This is a genomic window from Mycolicibacterium sp. CBM1 (assembly GCF_054073305.1).
Window position 1 is genome coordinate 24,867 of the sequence record NZ_JBSXPP010000002.1, and the last position, 18,820, is coordinate 43,686.

Annotated in this window: 19 protein-coding genes; 16 read left to right on the forward strand and 3 right to left on the reverse strand. The window is 68.9% G+C overall.

What is annotated here, in order from left to right; genetic code table 11:
• Window positions 1-2 precede the first annotated feature (2 nt).
• From ACXDF8_RS02870 to ACXDF8_RS02910, 9 genes are all read left to right on the forward strand, one after another.
• Window positions 3-935 carry a phosphatidylinositol mannoside acyltransferase gene (locus ACXDF8_RS02870; RefSeq protein WP_457222043.1) on the forward strand — a complete coding sequence of 311 codons (933 nt, stop codon included), beginning with the start codon at window positions 3-5 and terminating at the stop codon, window positions 933-935.
• Window positions 935-2,071 (forward strand): glycosyltransferase family 4 protein, encoded by a 1,137-nt coding sequence (locus ACXDF8_RS02875; RefSeq protein WP_457221743.1) that lies wholly within the window; start codon window positions 935-937, stop codon window positions 2,069-2,071. Before ACXDF8_RS02870 ends, ACXDF8_RS02875 begins: the two co-directional genes overlap by 1 nt.
• Window positions 2,068-3,108 (forward strand): NUDIX hydrolase, encoded by a 1,041-nt coding sequence (locus ACXDF8_RS02880; protein ID WP_457221744.1) that lies wholly within the window; start codon window positions 2,068-2,070, stop codon window positions 3,106-3,108. Before ACXDF8_RS02875 ends, ACXDF8_RS02880 begins: the two co-directional genes overlap by 4 nt.
• Before the next feature lie 99 nt (window positions 3,109-3,207).
• The gene (pdxS, locus tag ACXDF8_RS02885; RefSeq protein ID WP_457221745.1) at window positions 3,208-4,137 is read left to right on the forward strand and encodes a pyridoxal 5'-phosphate synthase lyase subunit PdxS; all 930 of its coding nucleotides are present in this window, start codon (window positions 3,208-3,210) and stop codon (window positions 4,135-4,137) included.
• On the forward strand, window positions 4,138-4,983 hold the full coding sequence (tesB, locus tag ACXDF8_RS02890; RefSeq protein WP_457221746.1) for an acyl-CoA thioesterase II: 846 nt from the start codon (window positions 4,138-4,140) through the stop codon (window positions 4,981-4,983).
• Window positions 4,980-5,573 (forward strand): pyridoxal 5'-phosphate synthase glutaminase subunit PdxT, encoded by a 594-nt coding sequence (gene pdxT, locus ACXDF8_RS02895; protein ID WP_457221747.1) that lies wholly within the window; start codon window positions 4,980-4,982, stop codon window positions 5,571-5,573. Before tesB ends, pdxT begins: the two co-directional genes overlap by 4 nt.
• A 248-nt stretch (window positions 5,574-5,821) precedes the next feature.
• A complete protein-coding gene (locus ACXDF8_RS02900) occupies window positions 5,822-5,965 on the forward strand; it encodes a hypothetical protein (RefSeq protein ID WP_457221748.1) in 144 nt (47 codons plus the stop codon).
• A 52-nt stretch (window positions 5,966-6,017) separates the two neighbouring features.
• Complete coding sequence (locus tag ACXDF8_RS02905) at window positions 6,018-6,224, forward strand: hypothetical protein (protein WP_457221749.1); 207 nt, start codon at window positions 6,018-6,020, stop codon at window positions 6,222-6,224.
• A 43-nt stretch (window positions 6,225-6,267) separates the two neighbouring features.
• Window positions 6,268-7,020 carry a YebC/PmpR family DNA-binding transcriptional regulator gene (locus ACXDF8_RS02910; RefSeq protein WP_457221750.1) on the forward strand — a complete coding sequence of 251 codons (753 nt, stop codon included), beginning with the start codon at window positions 6,268-6,270 and terminating at the stop codon, window positions 7,018-7,020.
• Between the two features lie 2 nt (window positions 7,021-7,022).
• On the opposite strand, the gene ACXDF8_RS02915 is transcribed toward ACXDF8_RS02910, so the two are convergent.
• Complete coding sequence (locus tag ACXDF8_RS02915; protein WP_457221751.1) at window positions 7,023-9,011, reverse strand: molybdopterin-containing oxidoreductase family protein; 1,989 nt, start codon at window positions 9,009-9,011, stop codon at window positions 7,023-7,025.
• Window positions 9,012-9,053: 42 nt separating this feature from the next.
• Here ACXDF8_RS02915 and ACXDF8_RS02920 point away from each other — a divergent pair, with 42 nt between their 5' ends.
• The 5 genes from ACXDF8_RS02920 (at window position 9,054) to ACXDF8_RS02940 (ending at window position 12,116) form a co-directional block, all read left to right on the forward strand.
• Window positions 9,054-9,368 (forward strand): hypothetical protein, encoded by a 315-nt coding sequence (locus ACXDF8_RS02920; protein WP_457221752.1) that lies wholly within the window; start codon window positions 9,054-9,056, stop codon window positions 9,366-9,368.
• Window positions 9,369-9,483: 115 nt separating this feature from the next.
• Entirely contained in the window at window positions 9,484-10,059 is a 576-nt protein-coding gene (gene ruvC, locus ACXDF8_RS02925) for a crossover junction endodeoxyribonuclease RuvC (RefSeq protein ID WP_457221753.1), read from the forward strand.
• Window positions 10,056-10,649: a Holliday junction branch migration protein RuvA gene (gene ruvA, locus ACXDF8_RS02930; RefSeq protein ID WP_457221754.1), complete on the forward strand. Its 594-nt coding sequence runs from the start codon at window positions 10,056-10,058 to the stop codon at window positions 10,647-10,649. Before ruvC ends, ruvA begins: the two co-directional genes overlap by 4 nt.
• Window positions 10,646-11,722, forward strand: a complete 1,077-nt coding sequence (gene ruvB / locus ACXDF8_RS02935; protein ID WP_457221755.1) for a Holliday junction branch migration DNA helicase RuvB — start codon at window positions 10,646-10,648, stop codon at window positions 11,720-11,722. Before ruvA ends, ruvB begins: the two co-directional genes overlap by 4 nt.
• A gap of 10 nt (window positions 11,723-11,732) precedes the next feature.
• A complete protein-coding gene (locus ACXDF8_RS02940) occupies window positions 11,733-12,116 on the forward strand; it encodes a DUF1304 domain-containing protein (RefSeq protein WP_457221756.1) in 384 nt (127 codons plus the stop codon).
• Window positions 12,117-12,125: 9 nt separating this feature from the next.
• Here the strand turns inward: ACXDF8_RS02940 and ACXDF8_RS02945 are convergent, their stop codons facing one another.
• Window positions 12,126-13,226 carry a GGDEF domain-containing protein gene (locus tag ACXDF8_RS02945; RefSeq protein WP_457221757.1) on the reverse strand — a complete coding sequence of 367 codons (1,101 nt, stop codon included), beginning with the start codon at window positions 13,224-13,226 and terminating at the stop codon, window positions 12,126-12,128.
• A gap of 92 nt (window positions 13,227-13,318) precedes the next feature.
• The gene (car, locus tag ACXDF8_RS02950; protein WP_457221758.1) at window positions 13,319-16,837 is read right to left on the reverse strand and encodes a carboxylic acid reductase; all 3,519 of its coding nucleotides are present in this window, start codon (window positions 16,835-16,837) and stop codon (window positions 13,319-13,321) included.
• Window positions 16,838-17,071: 234 nt separating this feature from the next.
• Here car and ACXDF8_RS02955 point away from each other — a divergent pair, with 234 nt between their 5' ends.
• Both ACXDF8_RS02955 and ACXDF8_RS02960 read left to right on the forward strand, forming a co-directional pair.
• On the forward strand, window positions 17,072-17,770 hold the full coding sequence (locus ACXDF8_RS02955; protein ID WP_457221759.1) for a hypothetical protein: 699 nt from the start codon (window positions 17,072-17,074) through the stop codon (window positions 17,768-17,770).
• A gap of 138 nt (window positions 17,771-17,908) precedes the next feature.
• Window positions 17,909-18,820: a TIGR03564 family F420-dependent LLM class oxidoreductase gene (locus tag ACXDF8_RS02960; protein WP_457222044.1), complete on the forward strand. Its 912-nt coding sequence runs from the start codon at window positions 17,909-17,911 to the stop codon at window positions 18,818-18,820.

The following is an 18,820-nucleotide window of genomic DNA, read 5'->3' on the forward strand; positions in this document are numbered from 1 at the left end:
AGGTGCTGCGCTCGGGCCGCGACCGGATCCCCCGGCGGGAGAGGCTCAGCGACTGGGGCTATGCCGCCGGCTGGCGCCTGGTGCGCGCCTTGCCGGAGGTCCTGGCACGCAACGCCTTCGACGCCGGCGCCTGGTATGCCGCGCAGGGCGGCGGCCCCGAACAGCTGCGCAAGAACCTGGCCAGGGCCATCGGCACCACACCCGCCGACGTGCCGGACTCGCTGATGCGCGCCTCGGTGGCGTCCTACGCCCGCTACTGGCGGGAGGCGTTCCGGCTGCCGACCATGGACCTGCCGGCTCTGGCGCAGCGACTCGACGCGGTCGTGCAGGGTGCCGAACACGTCGACGCCGCGTTCGCCGCCGGCCGCGGTGTGGTGCTGGCGCTTCCGCACAGCGGTAACTGGGACATGGCCGGCGTGTGGCTGGTGCACCACAGCGGCACCTTCACCACCGTCGCCGAACGGCTCAAACCCGAGTCGCTCTACCGCCGGTTCCTGGACTACCGGGAGAGCTTGGGTTTCGAGGTGCTCCCCTTGAACGGCGGGCAACGCCCACCGATGGAGGTGCTCGCCGAGCGGCTGCGCGCCAACCGGGCGGTGTGCCTGATGGCCGAGCGCGACCTCACCCGATCCGGTGTGCAGGTCGACCTGTTCGGCGAGCCGACGAGGATGCCGGCCGGTCCGGCCAAGCTGGCGATCGAGACCGGCGCCGCGCTGCTGCCCGCACACGTCTACTACCGCGGCGAGGATTGCGTCGTCGACCTCTTCGCGCCGCTCGACTGCTCCAGCGGCGACGTGCAGATCATCACCCAGGCACTGGCCGACCGCTTCGGGGCCAACATCGCCGCGCATCCGCAGGACTGGCACATGATGCAGCCGCAATGGCTGGCAGACCTGCCCGCAGAAAGGCGGGCCCGTCTGGAGAACGGGAGCTGATGCGCATCGGCATGGTCTGCCCGTACTCGTTCGACGTTCCCGGTGGGGTGCAGTCGCACGTGCTGCAACTGGCCGCGGTCATGCGCGAGCGCGGGCACGACGTCAGTGTGCTGGCGCCCGCGTCGCGACACGTGAAGCTGCCCGACTACGTCGTCTCCGGCGGCAAGGCCGTCGCGATTCCCTATAACGGCTCGGTGGCCCGGTTACGGTTCGGCCCGGCGACCCACCGCAAGGTGAAAAGGTGGCTCATCGAAGGCGAATTCGATGTGCTGCACCTGCACGAGCCCAACGCCCCGAGCCTGTCGATGCTGGCTCTGCAGGCAGCCGAGGGGCCGATCGTCGCAACGTTTCACACCTCGACCACGAAGTCGTTGACGCTCAGTGTGTTCCAGGGCATCCTGCGGCCTTACCACGAGAAGATCGTCGGCCGCATCGCCGTCTCCGATCTCGCGCGGCGCTGGCAGATGGAGGCGCTGGGATCCGACGCCGTGGAGATCCCCAACGGCGTCGACGTCGCGTCACTGGCCACCGCAGCACCGCTACCGGGGTATCCGCGAGCGGGCAAGGCGGTGCTGTTCCTCGGCCGGTTCGACGAGCCGCGCAAGGGCATGGCGGTGCTGTTGGGCGCGTTGCCCCGGCTGGTGGAGCGCTTCGCCGACATCGAGGTGCTGATCGTCGGTCGCGGTGACGAGCAGGAGCTGCGGGAGAAGGCCGGCGAGCTGGCCGATCACCTGAGGTTCCTCGGGCAGGTCGACGACGCCGAGAAGGCCGCCGCGTTGCAGAGCGCCGACGTCTACTGCGCACCGCACACCGGCGGTGAGAGTTTCGGCATCGTGCTGGTGGAGGCGATGGCCGCGGGCACCCCGGTGGTGGCCAGCGACCTCGACGCGTTCCGCCGGGTGCTGCTCGACGGTAAGGCGGGCCGGCTGGTGCCCGTCGAGGATTCCGAGGCGATGGCGCGGGCACTGATCGAGGTACTCGACGACGCCGCGTTGCGGGACCGCTACGTGGCGGCCGCCGACGTCGCGGTGCGCCGGTACGACTGGTCGGTGGTAGCCGACCAGATCATGCGGGTCTACGAGACGGTGGCCGGATCGGGCACCAAGGTCTCGGTCGCTGGGGAGTCGAACCGGTGAACCCGCTGCTGTACTGGTCGCTGACCGCGCTGCTGGTGTTCGTCCTGGTGCTGACTGCGGTCTGGGCCTACCAGACCGCCAACCGGCTGGACCGGCTGCACGTGCGCTACGACCTGTCCTGGCAGGCCCTCGACGGGGCGTTGGGCAGGCGCGCGGTCGTGGCCCGTGCGGTGGCCGCCGACACCTACCGGGGCCGACCCGAAGGTAAGCGGCTGGCCGCCCTGGCCGACGCCGCCGAGCGGGCGCCGCGCTCCGGGCGCGAGGCCGCCGAGAACGAGCTGTCGGCGGCGTTGGCGACGGTCGATCCCACCGCCATGCCGGTGGCGCTGGTCGCCGAGCTCGCCGACGCCGAGGCCCGGGTGTTGCTGGCCCGCCGATTCCACAATGACGCGGTGCGCGACACGCTCGCGCTGCGGGAGCGACGGCCGGTGCGCTGGTTGCGGCTGGGCGGGACGGCGCCGCTGCCGAGCTACTTCGAGATCGCCGAGCGGGCTTCCGCAGCCGAGCAGCCCGATGCGGAGCCGGCGCAGCGGCGCACCTCCGCACGGGTCGTGCTGCTCGACGAGCACGGCGCGGTGCTGCTCTTCTGCGGCACGGACCCGGCGAAGACCGGCGGCGCCGCACCGCGCTGGTGGTTCACCGTCGGTGGTCACGCCCAGCCGGGCGAGCGGCTCGTCGACGCGGCCGTTCGGGAGATCGCCGAGGAGACCGGTTTGCAGGTGGACCCTGCCGCGATGGTCGGACCGGTCTGGCGACGTGATTCCATGATCGATTTCAACGCCACCGTCATCGACAGCCAGGAGTTCTACTTCCTGCACCGCACCACCCGGTTCGAACCGGCCACGGGCGGGCGCACCGAATTGGAACTGCGGTACATTCACGGCCACCGCTGGTGTGATTGCGCGACGATCGCTCAGCTGGCCGCCGCGGGGGAGACGGTGTATCCGCTGCAGCTCGGGGAGCTGCTCGCCGAGGCGAACCTGCTGGCCGACGGGCATGTCGGCGGGGCGACGACGGAGTTGAAATCCATCCGCTGAACCCGTTGCCCCCCGTTACGCAGTGCCCGCCCACCGGTGGAGAAATTCAGTTTGAGGTCGCCCTTTAGACTGGATCCGTATCAAACGAAGGGATCGACAGTGGTAACCGGAACTAGCGCATCCGACCTCAACGGCTCGGGTGGCCCCGCGCAGACCGGTACCGCCCGGGTCAAGCGCGGCATGGCCGAGATGCTCAAGGGCGGCGTCATCATGGACGTCGTCACCCCCGAGCAGGCACGCATCGCCGAAGGCGCCGGCGCGGTCGCGGTGATGGCGCTCGAACGCGTCCCCGCCGACATCCGCGCCCAGGGCGGCGTGGCGCGGATGAGCGACCCCGACCTGATCGAGGGCATCATCTCGGCGGTCACCATCCCCGTCATGGCCAAGGTACGCATCGGGCACTTCGTCGAGGCGCAGATCCTGCAGAGCCTCGGGGTGGACTACATCGACGAGTCCGAGGTGCTCACCCCCGCCGACTACACCCACCACATCGACAAGTGGAAGTTCACCGTGCCGTTCGTGTGCGGTGCGACCAACCTCGGTGAGGCTCTTCGCCGTATCACCGAAGGCGCCGCGATGATCCGGTCCAAGGGCGAGGCCGGCACCGGCGACGTCTCCAACGCGACCACCCACATGCGCTCGATCGGCGCCGAGATCCGCCGCCTGTCGTCGCTGTCGGAGGACGAGCTCTACGTCGCCGCCAAGGACCTGCAGGCCCCCTACGACCTCGTCGTCGAGGTGGCCCGGGCCGGCAAGCTGCCCGTCACCCTGTTCACCGCGGGCGGCATCGCCACCCCGGCCGACGCGGCCATGATGATGCAGCTCGGCGCCGAGGGCGTCTTCGTCGGCTCCGGCATCTTCAAGTCCGGCGACCCCGCGCTGCGGGCGGCAGCCATCGTCAAGGCCACCACCTTCTACGACGATCCCGACGTGCTGGCGAAAGTTTCGCGCGGGCTGGGTGAGCCGATGGTCGGAATCAACGTGGAGGAGATCGCTGAGCCGCATCGACTCGCACAGCGCGGCTGGTAGATGGCGATCGAAAAGATCCTCGACCTGGAACAGCTCGAGGTCAATATCTACCGCGGCGGGGTGTTCAGCCCCGAATCCGGGTTCCTGCAAAGGACTTTCGGAGGTCATGTAGCCGGCCAGTCGCTGGTGTCGGCGGTGCGAACCGTGGACCCCAGGTTCCAGGTGCACTCGCTGCACGGCTACTTCCTGCGCCCCGGGGACGCCACCGCCCCCACGGTGTACCTGGTGGAGAGGCTGCGCGACGGCGGGTCGTTCGTCACCCGCCGGGTCAACGCCGTCCAGCACGGCGAGAGCATCTTCTCGATGTCGGCGTCGTTCCAGACCGACCAGAGCGGCATCGAGCACCAGGATGAGATGCCCGCCGCGCCGCCCCCGGACAACCTGCCGGGTTTCACCTCCCGGGGCGGGGCGTTCGACGACGCCGGCTTCTCCCAGTTCGCCGAGTGGGATGTGCGCATCGTGCCGCGCGACCAGGTTGCGCTGTTGCCCGGCATGGCATCCCAGCAGCAGGTGTGGTTCCGCCACCGCGACCCGCTGCCCGACGACCACGTGCTGCACATCTGTGCACTGGCCTACATGAGCGACCTGACGCTGCTCGGGTCGGCTCAGGTCAACCACGTCGAGGAACGCAAGCACCTGATGGTCGCCTCCCTGGACCACGCCATGTGGTTCATGCGCCCGTTCCGTGCCGACGAGTGGCTGCTCTACGACCAGTCCTCGCCGTCGTCATGCGGCGGCCGCTCGCTCACGCAGGGCAAGATCTTCAATCGCTACGGCGAGATGGTCGCCGCCGTCATGCAGGAGGGCCTGACCCGCTACCAGCGGGGCTACGCCGGGAAACGATGACCGTTCGGATCGGTGTCCTGGCATTGCAGGGCGACACTCGCGAGCACCTGGCCGCGTTGCGTGAAGCCGGTGCCGAGGCGTCGACCGTGCGCCGCCGCGCGGAACTCGACGCCGTCGACGGGCTGGTGATCCCGGGAGGGGAGTCGACGGCCATGAGTCACCTGCTGCGGGAGTTCGAGCTGCTCGAGCCGCTGCGGCAGCGCCTGGCCGACGGTCTGCCCGCCTACGGCTCGTGCGCCGGGATGATCCTGCTCGCCAGCGAAATCCTCGACGCTGGGGTGCCTGGGCGTGAAGCGCTGCCACTCGGCGGCATCGACATGACCGTGCGGCGCAACGCGTTCGGCCGGCAGGTGGACTCCTTCGAGGGCGACATCGACTTCGAAGGTCTGGACGGACCGGCGCACGCGGTGTTCATCCGCGCGCCCTGGGTAGAGCGGGTCGGGCCGGCCGTGCGGATCCTGGCCCGCGCCGACGGCCACATCGTCGCCGTCCGGCAAGGCTCGGTGCTGGCCACCGCATTCCACCCCGAGATGACCGGTGACAGGCGGGTGCACAAGCTGTTCGTCGACATCGTCGCCGGCGCGGCCTGACCCCACGCCACCTGCGGCACGAAGCTCGTAACCCGGTCAATAGAAACCGGCGGTAGCGGGCACTGATGTCGTCAGTCCGGGCGTGGCCTACACGTTCACCGGCCTGTATCTGTTGCTCGGTGGCTCAGTGGCCGCCCAGTGCCAAATCGTCGTCCGACGTTTAACTTCCCGCAATCCAGGCAGACCCAGATCTGCCTGCGGCGTTGTCCATAATCAGCGGACACAGCCCGCCGCGGAAGGAGATCGACATGATCGACTGGTTGAGTCGGCGGGCACGTCAGGCGCTCCACCACATCATCGCGGCCCGAGCTGTATCGGCGGCGGGCATGGGCCGTCCGGCCTGGCAGAGCGAATCGGCCGTGCGGCCGGTCGGCTGGTGGCGCGCGCTCTGAGCGCGAGCGCTGTCGGCTCATCGGCAGCAGCAGCCGTGAGCTGGAGTGCGCGGTGCTGCAGACCGCCGCCCACGAGGTGAGTACGCGTGAGAAGCTGCGCAGGATCGTCGAGAGCCAGCTGATGGGAGTCTCACAGCTGGGCGCCGACGAGCTTGTCGCAGCTGTGGCGCCGAACCTGCAGCGCAACATCGACGGCTCGCTCGGTGGCGGCGCGGCCACGCCCGCATGGGTATCCGGGAGACTTCGCCCGGACCAGTAGACTCGTCGGGTTACGCCAGAACGGAAAGAATGAGAAGGACCCGATGAGCGGCCATTCCAAGTGGGCGACCACCAAGCACAAGAAAGCCGTCGTCGACGCCAAGCGCGGCAAGATGTTCGCCAAGCTGATCAAGAACATCGAGGTCGCGGCACGTGTGGGCGGCGGTGACCCGGCGGGCAACCCCACCCTGTACGACGCCATCCAGAAGGCCAAGAAGTCTTCGGTGCCCAACGACAACATCGAACGGGCCCGCAAGCGCGGTGGCGGCGAGGAAGCAGGCGGTGCCGACTGGCAGAACATCACCTACGAGGGCTACGGCCCCAACGGGGTGGCCGTGCTCATCGAGTGCCTGACCGACAACCGCAACCGCGCCGCCGGTGAAGTGCGCGTCGCGATGACCCGCAACGGCGGCAACATGGCCGACCCGGGCTCGGTCTCCTACCTGTTCTCCCGCAAGGGCGTGGTGATCCTGGACAAGAACGGGCTCACCGAGGATGACGTGCTGCTCGCCGTCCTCGAGGCCGGCGCCGAAGAGGTCAACGACCTCGGCGAGAGCTTCGAGATCATCTCCGAGCCCACCGACCTGGTCGCCGTGCGCACCGCGCTGCAGGACGCCGGCATCGACTACGACTCCGCCGACGCCAGCTTCCAGCCGTCGGTGACGGTGCCGGTCGACGCCGAGGGCGCCCGCAAGATCATGAAGCTCGTCGACGCGCTCGAGGACAGCGACGACGTGCAGGACGTCTACACCAACGCCGACATCCCCGACGAGGTCCTGGCCCAGCTCGAGGAGTGAGCTCAGGCGGGGTGCACACTGACCGGCACCCCGGAGTAGCGCGTCATCCCGGTTGCGGGGTCGATGTCGTCCTTGCTGGTGAGCCGATTGACGTTGGTGCCGGTGTGTCCGTGCGGCACCGACACCGCCCCGGTTCGTAGCAACGGATCCAGTTTCGCAATGCCGCCGAGTTCGCCGTGCGCGGTACGCACGACCATCGCCTGGTTGTCGGCGATTCCGGCCGCGGCCGCGTCGTCGGGATGAAGGAACACCTCCGGCGTCTCGCCGAGGAAGTCCAATTGTGCGTTGAGCCTTCGCATCTGGCGCCGCGGCACCAGCACGAGGCCGTCCGCGGCTGGCGGGGCGGCCAGCTGCTCGATGAGGATCTGCGGGGCCAGCCGCCAGCCCCCGAGTCGTTCGACGTGGCGGTCCACCCACGGTGCGGGGAGGTCGCGCTCGGCCTGCACGAAGCCGTCGGCGACCAGCTCGTCGTAACCGCAACGGCCGCCCCCGGCGAAGCGGGCCAGCATCTGCTCGTCGGTCATTGAGGTGTCGGCGAGGTCGTGGCCGAGCCGGCGGCCGATCTCGGCCAGCACCCACCACATCGAGCGCCGCTGACCGACGGGGCCGACGACCGCCTCGGTGTGCTGTGCGGAGATCCGCGGGCTCAGGAGGTCCCACAATGTGACATCCGGCCGTTCGAGCTGGCCCTTGGTCGGCAGCACGTGGGTGGACACCGCGGTCGTCTGATTCGGTCGGATGTCGGTGGTGACCAGCACGTCCAGCTTCTGCAGCGCCGCCGCTGTTGCATCGGTGTCGGGAAAACCGGTGAGCAAGCTGCCGCCGAGGTTGATCAACGCACGGATGTTGCCGGCCTCGATCTCGTCGGGCAGCGTCGCGCATGGCCACTCCCGCATGAACGCCTTGGTCTCCGGGCGGCTGCGTGGCCCCGGGCGCGACTTGCCCTCGGGCGGCGCGATCGGCAGTTCGAATGCCTCCAGCTGGTAGGCGTAACCGGGATGGAACCAGAGCCCGCCGGGACGGTTCATCGAATCGGTGAGGATCATCAGCGACCACGAAAGCCATTGGGTGACATTGGCACCGGACGACATCGTCACTCCGGTGCCGATGTCGATCGCCAGCCGTCCGACCCGGCGCACCGTGGCCAGCAGATCGGCCAGGTCCGCCTCGGACACGTCGGCGATCCGCGCGGCGTGCTCGCCGGTGAACGGCTCGACCGCCGCGGCCAGCGCATCGGCATCCTGCACCGCGACGCCGCTGTGGATCCCGTCGCGCAGGATCTCGCGGACGAGAAAGCCCAGCACCGCGTAGTCGGTGCCCGGCCGCGGCGCCAGGTGGCGCGTCGCCAGGCGGGCCGTCTCGGTGTGCCGCGGGTCGAGCACCCACAACTCGGCGTGGCCGGTCAGCTCGCGCAGCGCCCCCCGGGGATTCGGCATCGCGATCGTATGGCCATGGGAGACAACAGGATTACTGCCTATCAGCAGGACCAGCTCGGCGCCGGCATAGTCCGGACGGCCGGTCAGTGCCGACGACCCGCCCATCAACTCCGCGATCAGCACCTTGGCGGTGCCGTCGATGGTCAGCGGACTGAACTTGGCGGGCGTTCCGATCGCTCGGTGCAGAGCTTCGGCGAGGCGATAGCCTGCCGCGTCCATCCCGATGCCGGTGCCGAAGTTGATCGCCACCGCGGCGGGCCCGTGTTCGGCGATGATCGCGCGCAGTCGGTCGCCGAGATCGTCGAGGCAAGCCTCCCAGGTCGACTCGGTCAGCCGCCCGTCGACGGCCAGCATCGGGTGCTCGAGCCGATCCGGGTGGTGGTGGATCAGCGGCAGCGCACGGCCTTTCGGGCAGGTGTAGCCGCCGGAGAAGGGATGCTCGCCGTCGCCGCGGACGGCCACGACCTCATCACCGTCGACATCGACGAGGATCCCGCACACCGAAGGGCAGACCCGGCAGAAACTGCGCACCGAACGCACGCTGCCCGCCACCATGCCGAAGACCGTACGCTGCGACCGAACGAAACGGAGGTGGGAATGGCCGATGTAACCGACCCTGACGGAGTGACGTGGTCGGTGCGCCGGTGGTGGTGGCGAACAGTGCCCTGGGAGACGGGTTTCGGCACCATCGATGCACTGATCCTGTTGGTGATGCTGCCGTTCATGCTGATGTGGCCGATCTGGCTGCTGGCCAAGTGGCTCGGCGTGCCCTGGACAATCGTGATCAGTCGGGACGGAGAGAAAGTCGGCCGCGAGCGGGTGAAGGGCTGGCGCCAGTCGGGTGAGCGGATGGCCGACATCGCCGCCGCGATCGAAGCCGGGACGCTGACGGAGTTCAAGACCGGGACGTGATCAGCGGGCTCACTCACCCCGGTAGAACTGAGTCGCGCTACCGCGTGTCCTCACTGACCTTGTCCGCGTCCCCCGCTAAGGTATCGAACAACTGTTCGTAGTCGAAAGGCGATCCGTGCGGGTGATGGGTGTCGACCCAGGGTTGACGCGGTGCGGCCTCTCGGTGATCGAGAGCCGGGGTGGTCGCCAGGTCACCGCGTTGGACGTCGACGTGGTGCGCACCCCGGCCGACGAACCGCTGCAACACCGACTGCTCACCATCAGCGACACCGTCGACCATTGGATGGACACCCATCTTCCGGACGTCATCGCCATCGAACGGGTCTTCGCCAACCAGAACGCCAACACCGCGATGGGCACCGCCCAGGCCGCCGGGGTGATCGCGCTGGCAGCCGCCCGCCGCGACATCGACGTGCATTTCCACACCCCCAGCGAGGTCAAGGCCGCCGTCACCGGAAACGGCCGGGCAGACAAGGCGCAGGTCACCGCGATGGTCACCAGAATCCTGCAGTTACAGCAAAAACCGACCCCTGCCGACGCCGCCGACGCGCTGGCGCTGGCGATCTGTCACTGCTGGCGCGCCCCGATGATCGCCCGAATGGCCAAGGCCGAGGCGATGGCGGCCGAGCAGAAGCGGGCCTACCAGGCCCGACTGAAGGCCGCGCCGGCCCGGCTCAAGGCAGCAAAATGATCGCCTCGGTGCGCGGCGAAGTCATCGACATCGCCCTCGACCACGCCGTCATCGAAGCCGCCGGTGTCGGCTACAAGGTGATGGCCACACCGTCGACCCTGGCGACGCTGCGCCGGGGCAGCGAGACGCGGTTGATCACGGCGATGATCGTGCGTGAGGATTCCCAAACCCTTTATGGTTTCGCCGATTCCGAAGCCCGCGATCTGTTCCTGACGCTGCTCGGGGTCTCCGGCGTTGGTCCCAAGATCGCCCTGGCCACCCTGGCGGTCTACGACGCCACCGCACTGCGCCAGGCGCTGGCCGATGGTGACGTGACCGCGCTGACCCGGGTGCCCGGGATCGGCAAGCGGGGTGCCGAACGGCTGGTGCTGGAACTGCGCGACAAGATCGGCCCGGTGACCGGTGGCGCAGGCCTCGCTGCGGCCACCGGCCACGCCGTACGCTCGCCGGTGGTGGAAGCCCTTGTCGGACTTGGCTTTGCGCTCAAGCAGGCCGAGGAAGCCACCGACAAGGTGCTGGCCGCCGACCCTGAGGCCACCACGTCCAGTGCGCTGCGGGCCGCGCTGTCGCTGCTGGGGAAGACCAAGTGAGCCGGTTCGACGCCGACGACGACGCCGCCGGAGAGGAGGAACTGGAACGCGACGTCTCGCCGGCGCTGACCGTCGGCGAGGGGGACATCGACGCCAGCCTGCGGCCCCGGTCGCTGCGCGAGTTCATCGGCCAGCCCCGGGTCCGCGAACAGCTGCAGTTGGTGCTCGAGGGCGCCAAGAACCGCGGTGGTACACCGGATCACATCCTGCTGTCCGGGCCGCCGGGGCTGGGCAAGACGTCGCTGGCCATGATTATCGCCGCCGAACTGGGCACCTCGCTGCGGGTCACCTCCGGGCCGGCGCTCGAGCGTGCCGGCGACCTGGCTGCGATGCTGTCCAACCTCGTCGAGCACGACGTGTTGTTCATCGACGAGATCCACCGCATCGCCCGGCCCGCCGAAGAGATGCTGTACCTGGCGATGGAGGACTTCCGGGTCGACGTCGTCGTCGGCAAAGGTCCCGGGGCAACGTCGATCCCGTTGGAGGTGGCGCCGTTCACCCTGGTTGGCGCGACCACCCGGTCGGGCGCGCTGACCGGGCCGCTGCGCGACCGCTTCGGGTTCACCGCGCACATGGACTTCTACGAGCCCACCGAACTGGAGCGGGTGCTGTCCCGCTCGGCCGGCATTCTGGGCATCGAGTTGGGTGCGGAGGCCGGGTCGGAGATCGCCCGCCGCTCGCGCGGTACACCACGGATCGCCAACCGGCTGCTGCGCCGGGTCCGCGATTATGCCGAGGTCCGCGCCGACGGAGTGATCACCCGCGACATCGCCAAGGCCGCACTGGCCGTCTACGACGTCGACGAGTTGGGCCTCGACCGGCTGGACCGGGCGGTGTTGTCCGCTCTGACCCGCAGTTTCGGCGGTGGGCCGGTGGGGGTGTCCACGCTGGCCGTCGCGGTCGGCGAGGAGCCGACCACGGTGGAGGAGGTGTGCGAGCCGTTCCTGGTGCGGGCCGGGATGATCGCGCGGACCCCCCGCGGCCGGGTCGCCACGCCGCTAGCCTGGACCCACCTCGGTTTGGTTGCGCCACCGCGCGCCAGCGGCTTGGGGCAGACAGGCCTTTTCGAATGAGGGGAGTGCGATGCTCACCGCGGGTTTGATCGTCGCCGGGCTCGCCGCCCTGCTGCACGTCTACATATTCGTCATGGAGTCGCTCACCTGGACCACGCCCCGCACCCGCGCGGTCTTCGGCACCAGCGCCGAAGAGGCCGAGATGACCAAGGCACTCGCCTTCAACCAGGGCTTCTACAACTTGTTTCTCGCGGTCGTCACCGCCGCCGGGATCGTCGGGATCGCCATGGGCCATCAGGCCGTCGGAGTCGCGCTGATCCTCGCCGGCGTCGGCTCGATGCTCGCCGCCGCGGTGGTGCTGCTGGCGTCGTCACCGGACAAGGCGCGCGCTGCGCTCACCCAGGGCACCTTCCCGCTCATCGCGGTCGTGCTGGTGGTGATCGCCGTTCTCTGAGTGTCGGCCTCAGGACCTGGCTGTCGTCGATGGCGACCAGTAGTGGACGCGGTCGCCGCCGGCGCGCTTGGCTTCGTACATCGCGGTGTCGGCCGCGTGTACCAGGTCGTCGAGAACCTCTCTGGCGCGGGCGGGGTCGACCTCGGAGATCGCCACCGAGGCGACCCCGAGGCTTGCTGTCACACCACCCGGCGTGGCCGCGACCGCCATCCGCAACCGCTCGGCGCCGGCCGTGAGCTCGGCCGATTCCCATAATTCGGCAATGAGGAATTCCTCGCCGCCGGGGCGCGCGACCACAGCATTCATCGCGCTGGCGCGGCGCAGATTGTCGGCCACCGCGACCAGGACGGCGTCACCGCGGTGGTGCCCGTGGCGGTCGTTGATCTGTTTGAACCCATCGAGATCGACCATGACCACGATCAGGAATCGGGTCTGCGACCTGTCCGCCGCGCCGATGAGTTGGATCGCCGACTGGTAGTAGCCACGACGATTGCGCAGGCCGGTCAGCGGGTCGGTGAAGGAACGGTGCGCGTCGGCGGTCAACATGTGCAGCAGGGCTTGTACGACGAGCGGAACCATGACCATGGTGGCGAGCGCGCCGACGCTGTGGCCGATCGCCATCATCGGATCGCCAGGAGCAACCTGGAAGCACACCACGACGGTGGATACGGCGGCCGCGGCCAGCAGCGCGGTGGACAGTCGACCCGAATGAAAGAACGACAGGTAGCCGGCCAGCGGTGCGAATGCCATGCCCCCGAAGACGCCGGCGGCGGGATCGACGGCAATCGAGCCTCCGGCGACGATGCAGGCTGTCGCCGCGATCGTGAAGGCGGCCGACTGACGTTCGGTGGGCCACCGGGTCGCCCAGAGGGCGGCCAGCGCAGCGCACGCGGCGGTGATGCCGAACGACACCACGACAGCCTTCATACCCTTGGGGCCGGATGGGCTGGCCAGCATGATCGGAGGAACCAACGCGAACGCCGCCATTACCGCGGCAATTGTGTAGCGTGTCGGCCGTTGCAGGCGACTCGAATCCAGATAGGCCGACACGGCGTCGTACTGGTCCGGGCGTCGCCACCACTGCCGTACCGACGCCGAAACGCCCACCATCTCTGCTCCCGACCGGCGCGGCTCGTCCCCTGAGAGCTGGCTGCCTGAGCGGATGATACTTGCTCAGGCAACCAGTCAGCTCAGGGGCTGGCCTACAGCAGACCGAGCAGCTTCAGGTCGGTGGCGTACTTCACCACGACCGCAGGGGTGACGTGCGGGATGTCTTTGTCCGGTCCGATCTTTGCGTCCTGCACCGCGGCGCGGAACCGGTCAGTCGGCGCGATGGATCCGCGGACTGGATGGTCGGGCCGTTGGTAGTTGTGCAGCAGCGGCAGCAGCGAGTACTGGCGTTGGCGGTCTGGCAGCGCCCGCATCGAGGTCTCGAACCGCTGCAGCCACCCCTGGTAGTCGGCGATCCGCTGGATCGGATAGCCGGCCTCGATCAGCCAGTCGACGAACTCGTCGAGCCCGATGCCGTCGTCGTAGGGGTTCATCACGTGGTAGGTCTCGAACGCACCGTCACCCTCCTGCGCGACGTGGGCGCCAAGCGTGGAGATGGCCTCGGCGATGAACTCCACCGGCAGACCGTCGTAGTGGGCGCGCTGCCGGTTGCCCTCGGCGTCGAGTTCGTAGAACGACGCCGGCGCGATGCCCGTGGCCACCAGGCTCAGCATCATCCGGGTGAACATGTCCGGCAGGTTCAGCTGGCCGCCGTAGGTAGTGTCGGCCAGGATCATGTCGCAGCGGAACACCGACACCGGCAGACCGCACAGGTCGTTGGCCTCGCGTAGCAGCACCTCGCCGGCCCACTTGCTGTTGCCGTAGCCGTTGGCATAGGAGTCGTCGACGGCGCGGGTGGCACTGATCGCGCGGATGTCACCGTCCTCGACGAACTGCCCGAGGGCGACGCCCGCGCCGACACCGATCGTCGAGACATAGACGAATGGCTTGAGCTTGGTGGTCAGCGCAATGCGGATCAGCTCGGCGGTGCCGACGGCATTGGGGCCGAACAGTTCTCGGTACGGCAGCACATGGTTGACCAGAGCGGCCGGGTCGACGATGAGGTCGACGGTGTCGGCCAGGCGCTGCCAGGTCGCGTCGTCCAGGCCGAGGTTCTCTTCGCCCTTGTCGCCGGCGATCACCTCGAGGTGATCGGCGGCCAGCGCACGGTAGTGCTCCAACAGGGCGGGGTCACCGCTATCGAAGGTGTCGTCGAGCCGGCGTCGCGCGTCGGCGTCCGAACGCGCCCGGACCAGACAGATCACTGTGCCGTCGACGAGGTCCATCCGCTCCAGCCATTCCAGGGCCAGATAACGACCCAGGAATCCGGTTGCGCCGGTGAGTAGAACGGTGCGGATCTCGCTGCTCGGGGCGGGCAGCTGCGCCGCGCCGCCCAATGTCGCGGCGTCGATGAACTTGTCCAGGGTGAGATCGCGAGCGTGGACCTCGGTCGCGCCAGCGCCGTGCACGGAGGCGAACGTCGGTCGCTTGCTGCCCGAGGTCCGCTGCGTGTCGACATAGGTGGCGATCGCCGCCAGGTCGTTGGCCGGGCTGACGATGACGCCGACCGGCACCTCGACGCCGAAGATCTCCTGCAGCAGGTTGGCAAATGTCAGCGCCGACAGGGAGTCTCCACCGAGATCGGTGAAGCGGGCGTCGGCGTGCAGGTCCGCGGCCGCGGCACCCAGGAGCGCGCCTGCGGCGCGGGTGACGGTCTCCAACGCGGGGGCATCGGCTCCGCTGCGGCGCAGTGCGCGCAACTCGTCGGCCTGCCCTTCGGCGAGGTCGACGTAGAGCTGCTCGAGCGCGGGGCCGTAACGTTCCTTCAGCCGCGGCCAGGCGAGCTTGCGGATACCGGTCAACAATCCGTTCTCGACGGTAAACGGCGTTGGGTCGATGAGGAAGTCGCGGGGTATCTCGTAGGACTGCAGCCCGGCTTCGCGGGCGATCTCCTGCATCGACTCAGTGATCAGCGCCTTGAGTTCGGTCGCGTCGTGGCCGGCGAGGGCCTCGGCGGTTGGCACCACGACGGCGAGCAGATACGGCCGAGCACTGTTGCCGTACAGGTAGATCTGGTGCACCAGCGGGCTGTGGCCGAAGGCCGCCTCGAGCTTGGATACCGTGACGAACTCACCCTGCGCCAGCTTGAGGACGTTGTTGCGTCGGTCGACGTAGCGCAGCTGATCGGGTCCGATCTCGGTGACGATGTCGCCGGTGCTATAGAACCCGTCCGCGTCGAACATCTCGGCGGTGACGTCGGGACGCCTGTAGTAGCCGGGGAACAGCTGTGTGGACTTGATCAGCAACTCGCCGCGGGGGTGCGGCAGGTCGGTCGAGAAGTATCCCAATTCCGGTACGTCGCAAAGCTTGTAGTCGGTGACGGGAGGCCGGCGCACGACGCCGTCGGCGAGTACCGCGCCTGCCTCGGTCGAGCCGTAGGCTTCGAGCAGGTGCATGTCCAGGAAGTCCTCGACCCACGCCCGCAGTTCCGGCGCGATCGGCGCGGAACCGGTGATCGCGGCGACGAAGCGGTCACCGAGCAGGCTGCGGCGCTTCTCGGCCAGCACCTCGGCGGTGACAGCGGCCGACCCGGCGGCTCCGACGCGACGGTCGACCTCGCTCTGCACCTCCTGGTGGATCATGTCCCAGACCCGCGGCACCAGGTTGAGCTGGGTGGGCCGGATCAGCGCCAGATCCTCGAGGAAGGTCGAAAGGTCCGGGCGGGCAGCAAAATACACCGTGCCGCCGGTACTCAACGCGCCATACAGGGCACCTCGGCCCATCACGTGGCTCATCGGCATGAAGCTCAAGACGATAGCCGGGAAGGCGCCGTGCCGGTCGTCCCAGTGCGCGGCCGCCGCCGACCACATGTCGGCCACCTTGCTGGCCGGGTACATTGCACCCTTCGGCGCGCCGGTGCTGCCGGAGGTGTAGATCAGCAGGGCCAGCGGGTCGTCCTCGTCGGTTCCCGGTATGTTGACGGAAAGTTTTGTGCCGCGTTCGAATTCGTCGACCAGCGTCGACACCGTGACTCCGGTGCCTGCCAGCCGCGCCCGTGCATCGGCAAGCGCGTCACGCTGATCGTCGACCTCGGGCCGGAAGTCGAAGACCACCAACCGTTTCGGTGCGGGACCGCCCAGCGCCAATTCGACGGCGTCGTCGAGATAGTCGATGCTGGAGGCGATCAGGGTGGGTTCTGTCTCGGTGATAATCGGCCGCAGCGAGTTGACGCCGGCGCTGGTCTGCAGTGGCACCGACACGGCTCCGAGCAGGACCGACGCGACGTCGATGGTGGTGTAGTCGGTGCTGGTGAAGCCGAGGATGGCCACCCGGTCACCGGGAGCCACCGGGTTGGCGGCCCACGCGTGGGCGACGGCCTGCACGCGATCCCACAGTTGTCGGTAGGTGATGGTCTCGAACGCGGGCAACAGTTCTGTAGTGGTGCGCCCGGTGGCGGGGTCCTGAACCAGCCGCGCCGCGCGTTGGCCCACCGCCGGGCGGTCGGCGTAACCGTCGAAGACGGTCTTGATGATCTGCGGCAGTCGCAGGGTGGTGTCGTCGGCGGCCGCGGTGACGTGGGGGTCGGGCGCGGCGGCGGCGAACTGCGGATCCGTCGCATAGAGGTGAGCGAGGCGCTGCTCGAACCGGGCTTCGCGAGTATCAGTCGGCATGACGCGACTCCAGACAAGTGACGATGAATATGAGTGGGGCTCCGTTGCGCCCACAAGAAACTACGTTAGCGAAACTAACCGTATTCCGCGGAGAGGCCCAGTCGCCAGGACGGGGGCCTGTGAACTTGCTCTCGATGGGCGCACGCGCATCCAGTGGGTGCCGTTAGGCGGTTGCGTGACGCGGGTACCCGAACCCCACCACGGGGAACTCACCCCGCTGCCCGAGGAGGGGCCATGAGAGAAACAGACACCCGGTTGACCGACGTGAACACCCGGGCGGGACGGATGCAGATCCCGCGTAGCCGCGGCGCTGCCAGCGGCTTCCTGCTGGTCGTGCTGGGGTTGTGGGGAGCGCTGATCCCGTTCGTCGGGCCCTACTTCGACTTCGCCTACGACCCGGACACCCCGTGGGCCTGGACCTCCGGGCGCGGCTGGCTCGAGGTGCTGCCCGGCTTGGTGACCGTGCTCGGCGGCCTGCTGCTGCTGATGTCACGCAACCGGGCCACCGCAGTGTTCGGCGGGTGGCTCACCGTCGTGGCAGGGGCGTGGTTCGTGGTCGGCCGGCTGTTCGCCGGGCCCTGGGGTCTGGGTGACTCCGGCGCTCCAGTCGCCAGCACCGTCAGCGAACAGATCGCCCTCGAACTGACCTTCTTCAGCGGCCTGGGCGCGCTGATCATCTTCCTGGGCGCCATGGCCCTGGGCCGGGTGTCGGTGCGCAGCTTGCGCGACATCCGCTACGCGCAGCGTCCGGTTGCCGTGAGTGAGCCCGACGTCGTCGAGCCTGCGATGGCCGAGCCCGCCACGGTCACCACCAACGGTCCGGTCGTCGCCGACGACCGGAGCGTGGACGCGCCGGTCGGGGAGACCGGCCGTGGCCGCGGGTGGCGCGGCATGTTCGGTGGCTCGCGTCGCCGGACACCCGTTGCGCACTGACCGGAGGTTCCCGGGGGCCATCCGCCGCGCACCGGCGTGCGGGTGGCCCCTCGGCGTGGTGTGGGTGCGCGGCGCGCATGATGAACGAGACCCTCCCGCGCGGGAGCGAGCAGAGGAGTGCCGGTAGTGCAGATCAGTATGTTCGGGCAACTCAGCGGATCGGGTGGCCAGTCGCCGATCGACGCGACGATCGCCAATCTCGCGATGCTGCGCGACGAAGGCTTCAAGCGCATCTGGATGAGCCAATTGCCTTACGAGCCCGATCTATTGATGGTCCTGGGCATCGCGTTGCACGAGGTTGACACCATCGAGGTGGCTAGCGGCGTCGTGCCCATCCAGAACCAGCATCCGATGCAGATGGCGCAGCGCGCGCTGACGCTGAGCCTGGCCTCCGGCGGGCGCTTCACCCTCGGGCTGGGCATGACCCACCGGGCGGTTACCGAAGGGATGTGGGGCATCCCGTGGGATAAGCCGGTACGCCGGCTCAACGAATTTCTCGACGGGTTGCTGCCCCTGCTGGCCGGCGAACCCGCCGAAGCGGAGGGTGAGACGGTGACCACCCGGGGCGCGTTGATGATCCCCGGGGCGGCCAAACCCGACGTTTACATCGCGGCCCTGGGCCCGCAGCTGCTCAAGATCGCCGGGCGCCGAACCTCGGGCACCTGCACCTGGATGACCGGTCCCCGGACGCTGGCCGAACATGTCGGTCCCACCCTGCGCCAGGCGGCCGTCGACGCCGGCCGCGGCGGCGGGGTGCGGGTCGCCGCGTCGTTGCCGATCAGCGTCACCGACGACGTCGACGGCGCCCGAAAGCAGGCCGCCGAACAGTTCGCCATGTACGGACACCTGCCCTCCTACCGCGCGATGCTCGACCGCGAGGGCTACGCCGGGCCGGAGGACGCCGCCATCATCGGCGACGAGGACACCGTGCGCGGCCGGCTCGACGAACTGCGCGCCGCGGGCGTCGACGAGTACGTCGCTGCGACGTTCGATCCGTCCCCGGATGGCCGGGCGCGCACCCGCGCGCTGCTGCGGGCCTACCACCCCTGA

Excerpts from the sequence above, each read along its gene's own strand:
- ACXDF8_RS02910 (WP_457221750.1), top strand. The coding sequence starts at position 6,268 with ATGAGCGGCCATTCCAAGTGGGCGACCACCAAGCACAAGAAAGCCGTC.
- ACXDF8_RS02955 (WP_457221759.1), top strand. The coding sequence starts at position 17,072 with ATGAGAGAAACAGACACCCGGTTGACCGACGTGAACACCCGGGCGGGA.
- ACXDF8_RS02915 (WP_457221751.1), bottom strand. The coding sequence starts at position 9,011 with ATGGTGGCGGGCAGCGTGCGTTCGGTGCGCAGTTTCTGCCGGGTCTGC.
- ACXDF8_RS02875 (WP_457221743.1), top strand. The coding sequence starts at position 935 with ATGCGCATCGGCATGGTCTGCCCGTACTCGTTCGACGTTCCCGGTGGG.
- ACXDF8_RS02940 (WP_457221756.1), top strand. The coding sequence starts at position 11,733 with ATGCTCACCGCGGGTTTGATCGTCGCCGGGCTCGCCGCCCTGCTGCAC.
- car (WP_457221758.1), bottom strand. The coding sequence starts at position 16,837 with ATGCCGACTGATACTCGCGAAGCCCGGTTCGAGCAGCGCCTCGCTCAC.
- ACXDF8_RS02960 (WP_457222044.1), top strand. The coding sequence starts at position 17,909 with ATGTTCGGGCAACTCAGCGGATCGGGTGGCCAGTCGCCGATCGACGCG.
- ACXDF8_RS02900 (WP_457221748.1), top strand. The coding sequence starts at position 5,822 with ATGATCGACTGGTTGAGTCGGCGGGCACGTCAGGCGCTCCACCACATC.
- tesB (WP_457221746.1), top strand. The coding sequence starts at position 4,138 with ATGGCGATCGAAAAGATCCTCGACCTGGAACAGCTCGAGGTCAATATC.
- pdxT (WP_457221747.1), top strand. The coding sequence starts at position 4,980 with ATGACCGTTCGGATCGGTGTCCTGGCATTGCAGGGCGACACTCGCGAG.
- ruvA (WP_457221754.1), top strand. The coding sequence starts at position 10,056 with ATGATCGCCTCGGTGCGCGGCGAAGTCATCGACATCGCCCTCGACCAC.
- ACXDF8_RS02920 (WP_457221752.1), top strand. The coding sequence starts at position 9,054 with ATGGCCGATGTAACCGACCCTGACGGAGTGACGTGGTCGGTGCGCCGG.
- ACXDF8_RS02945 (WP_457221757.1), bottom strand. The coding sequence starts at position 13,226 with ATGGTGGGCGTTTCGGCGTCGGTACGGCAGTGGTGGCGACGCCCGGAC.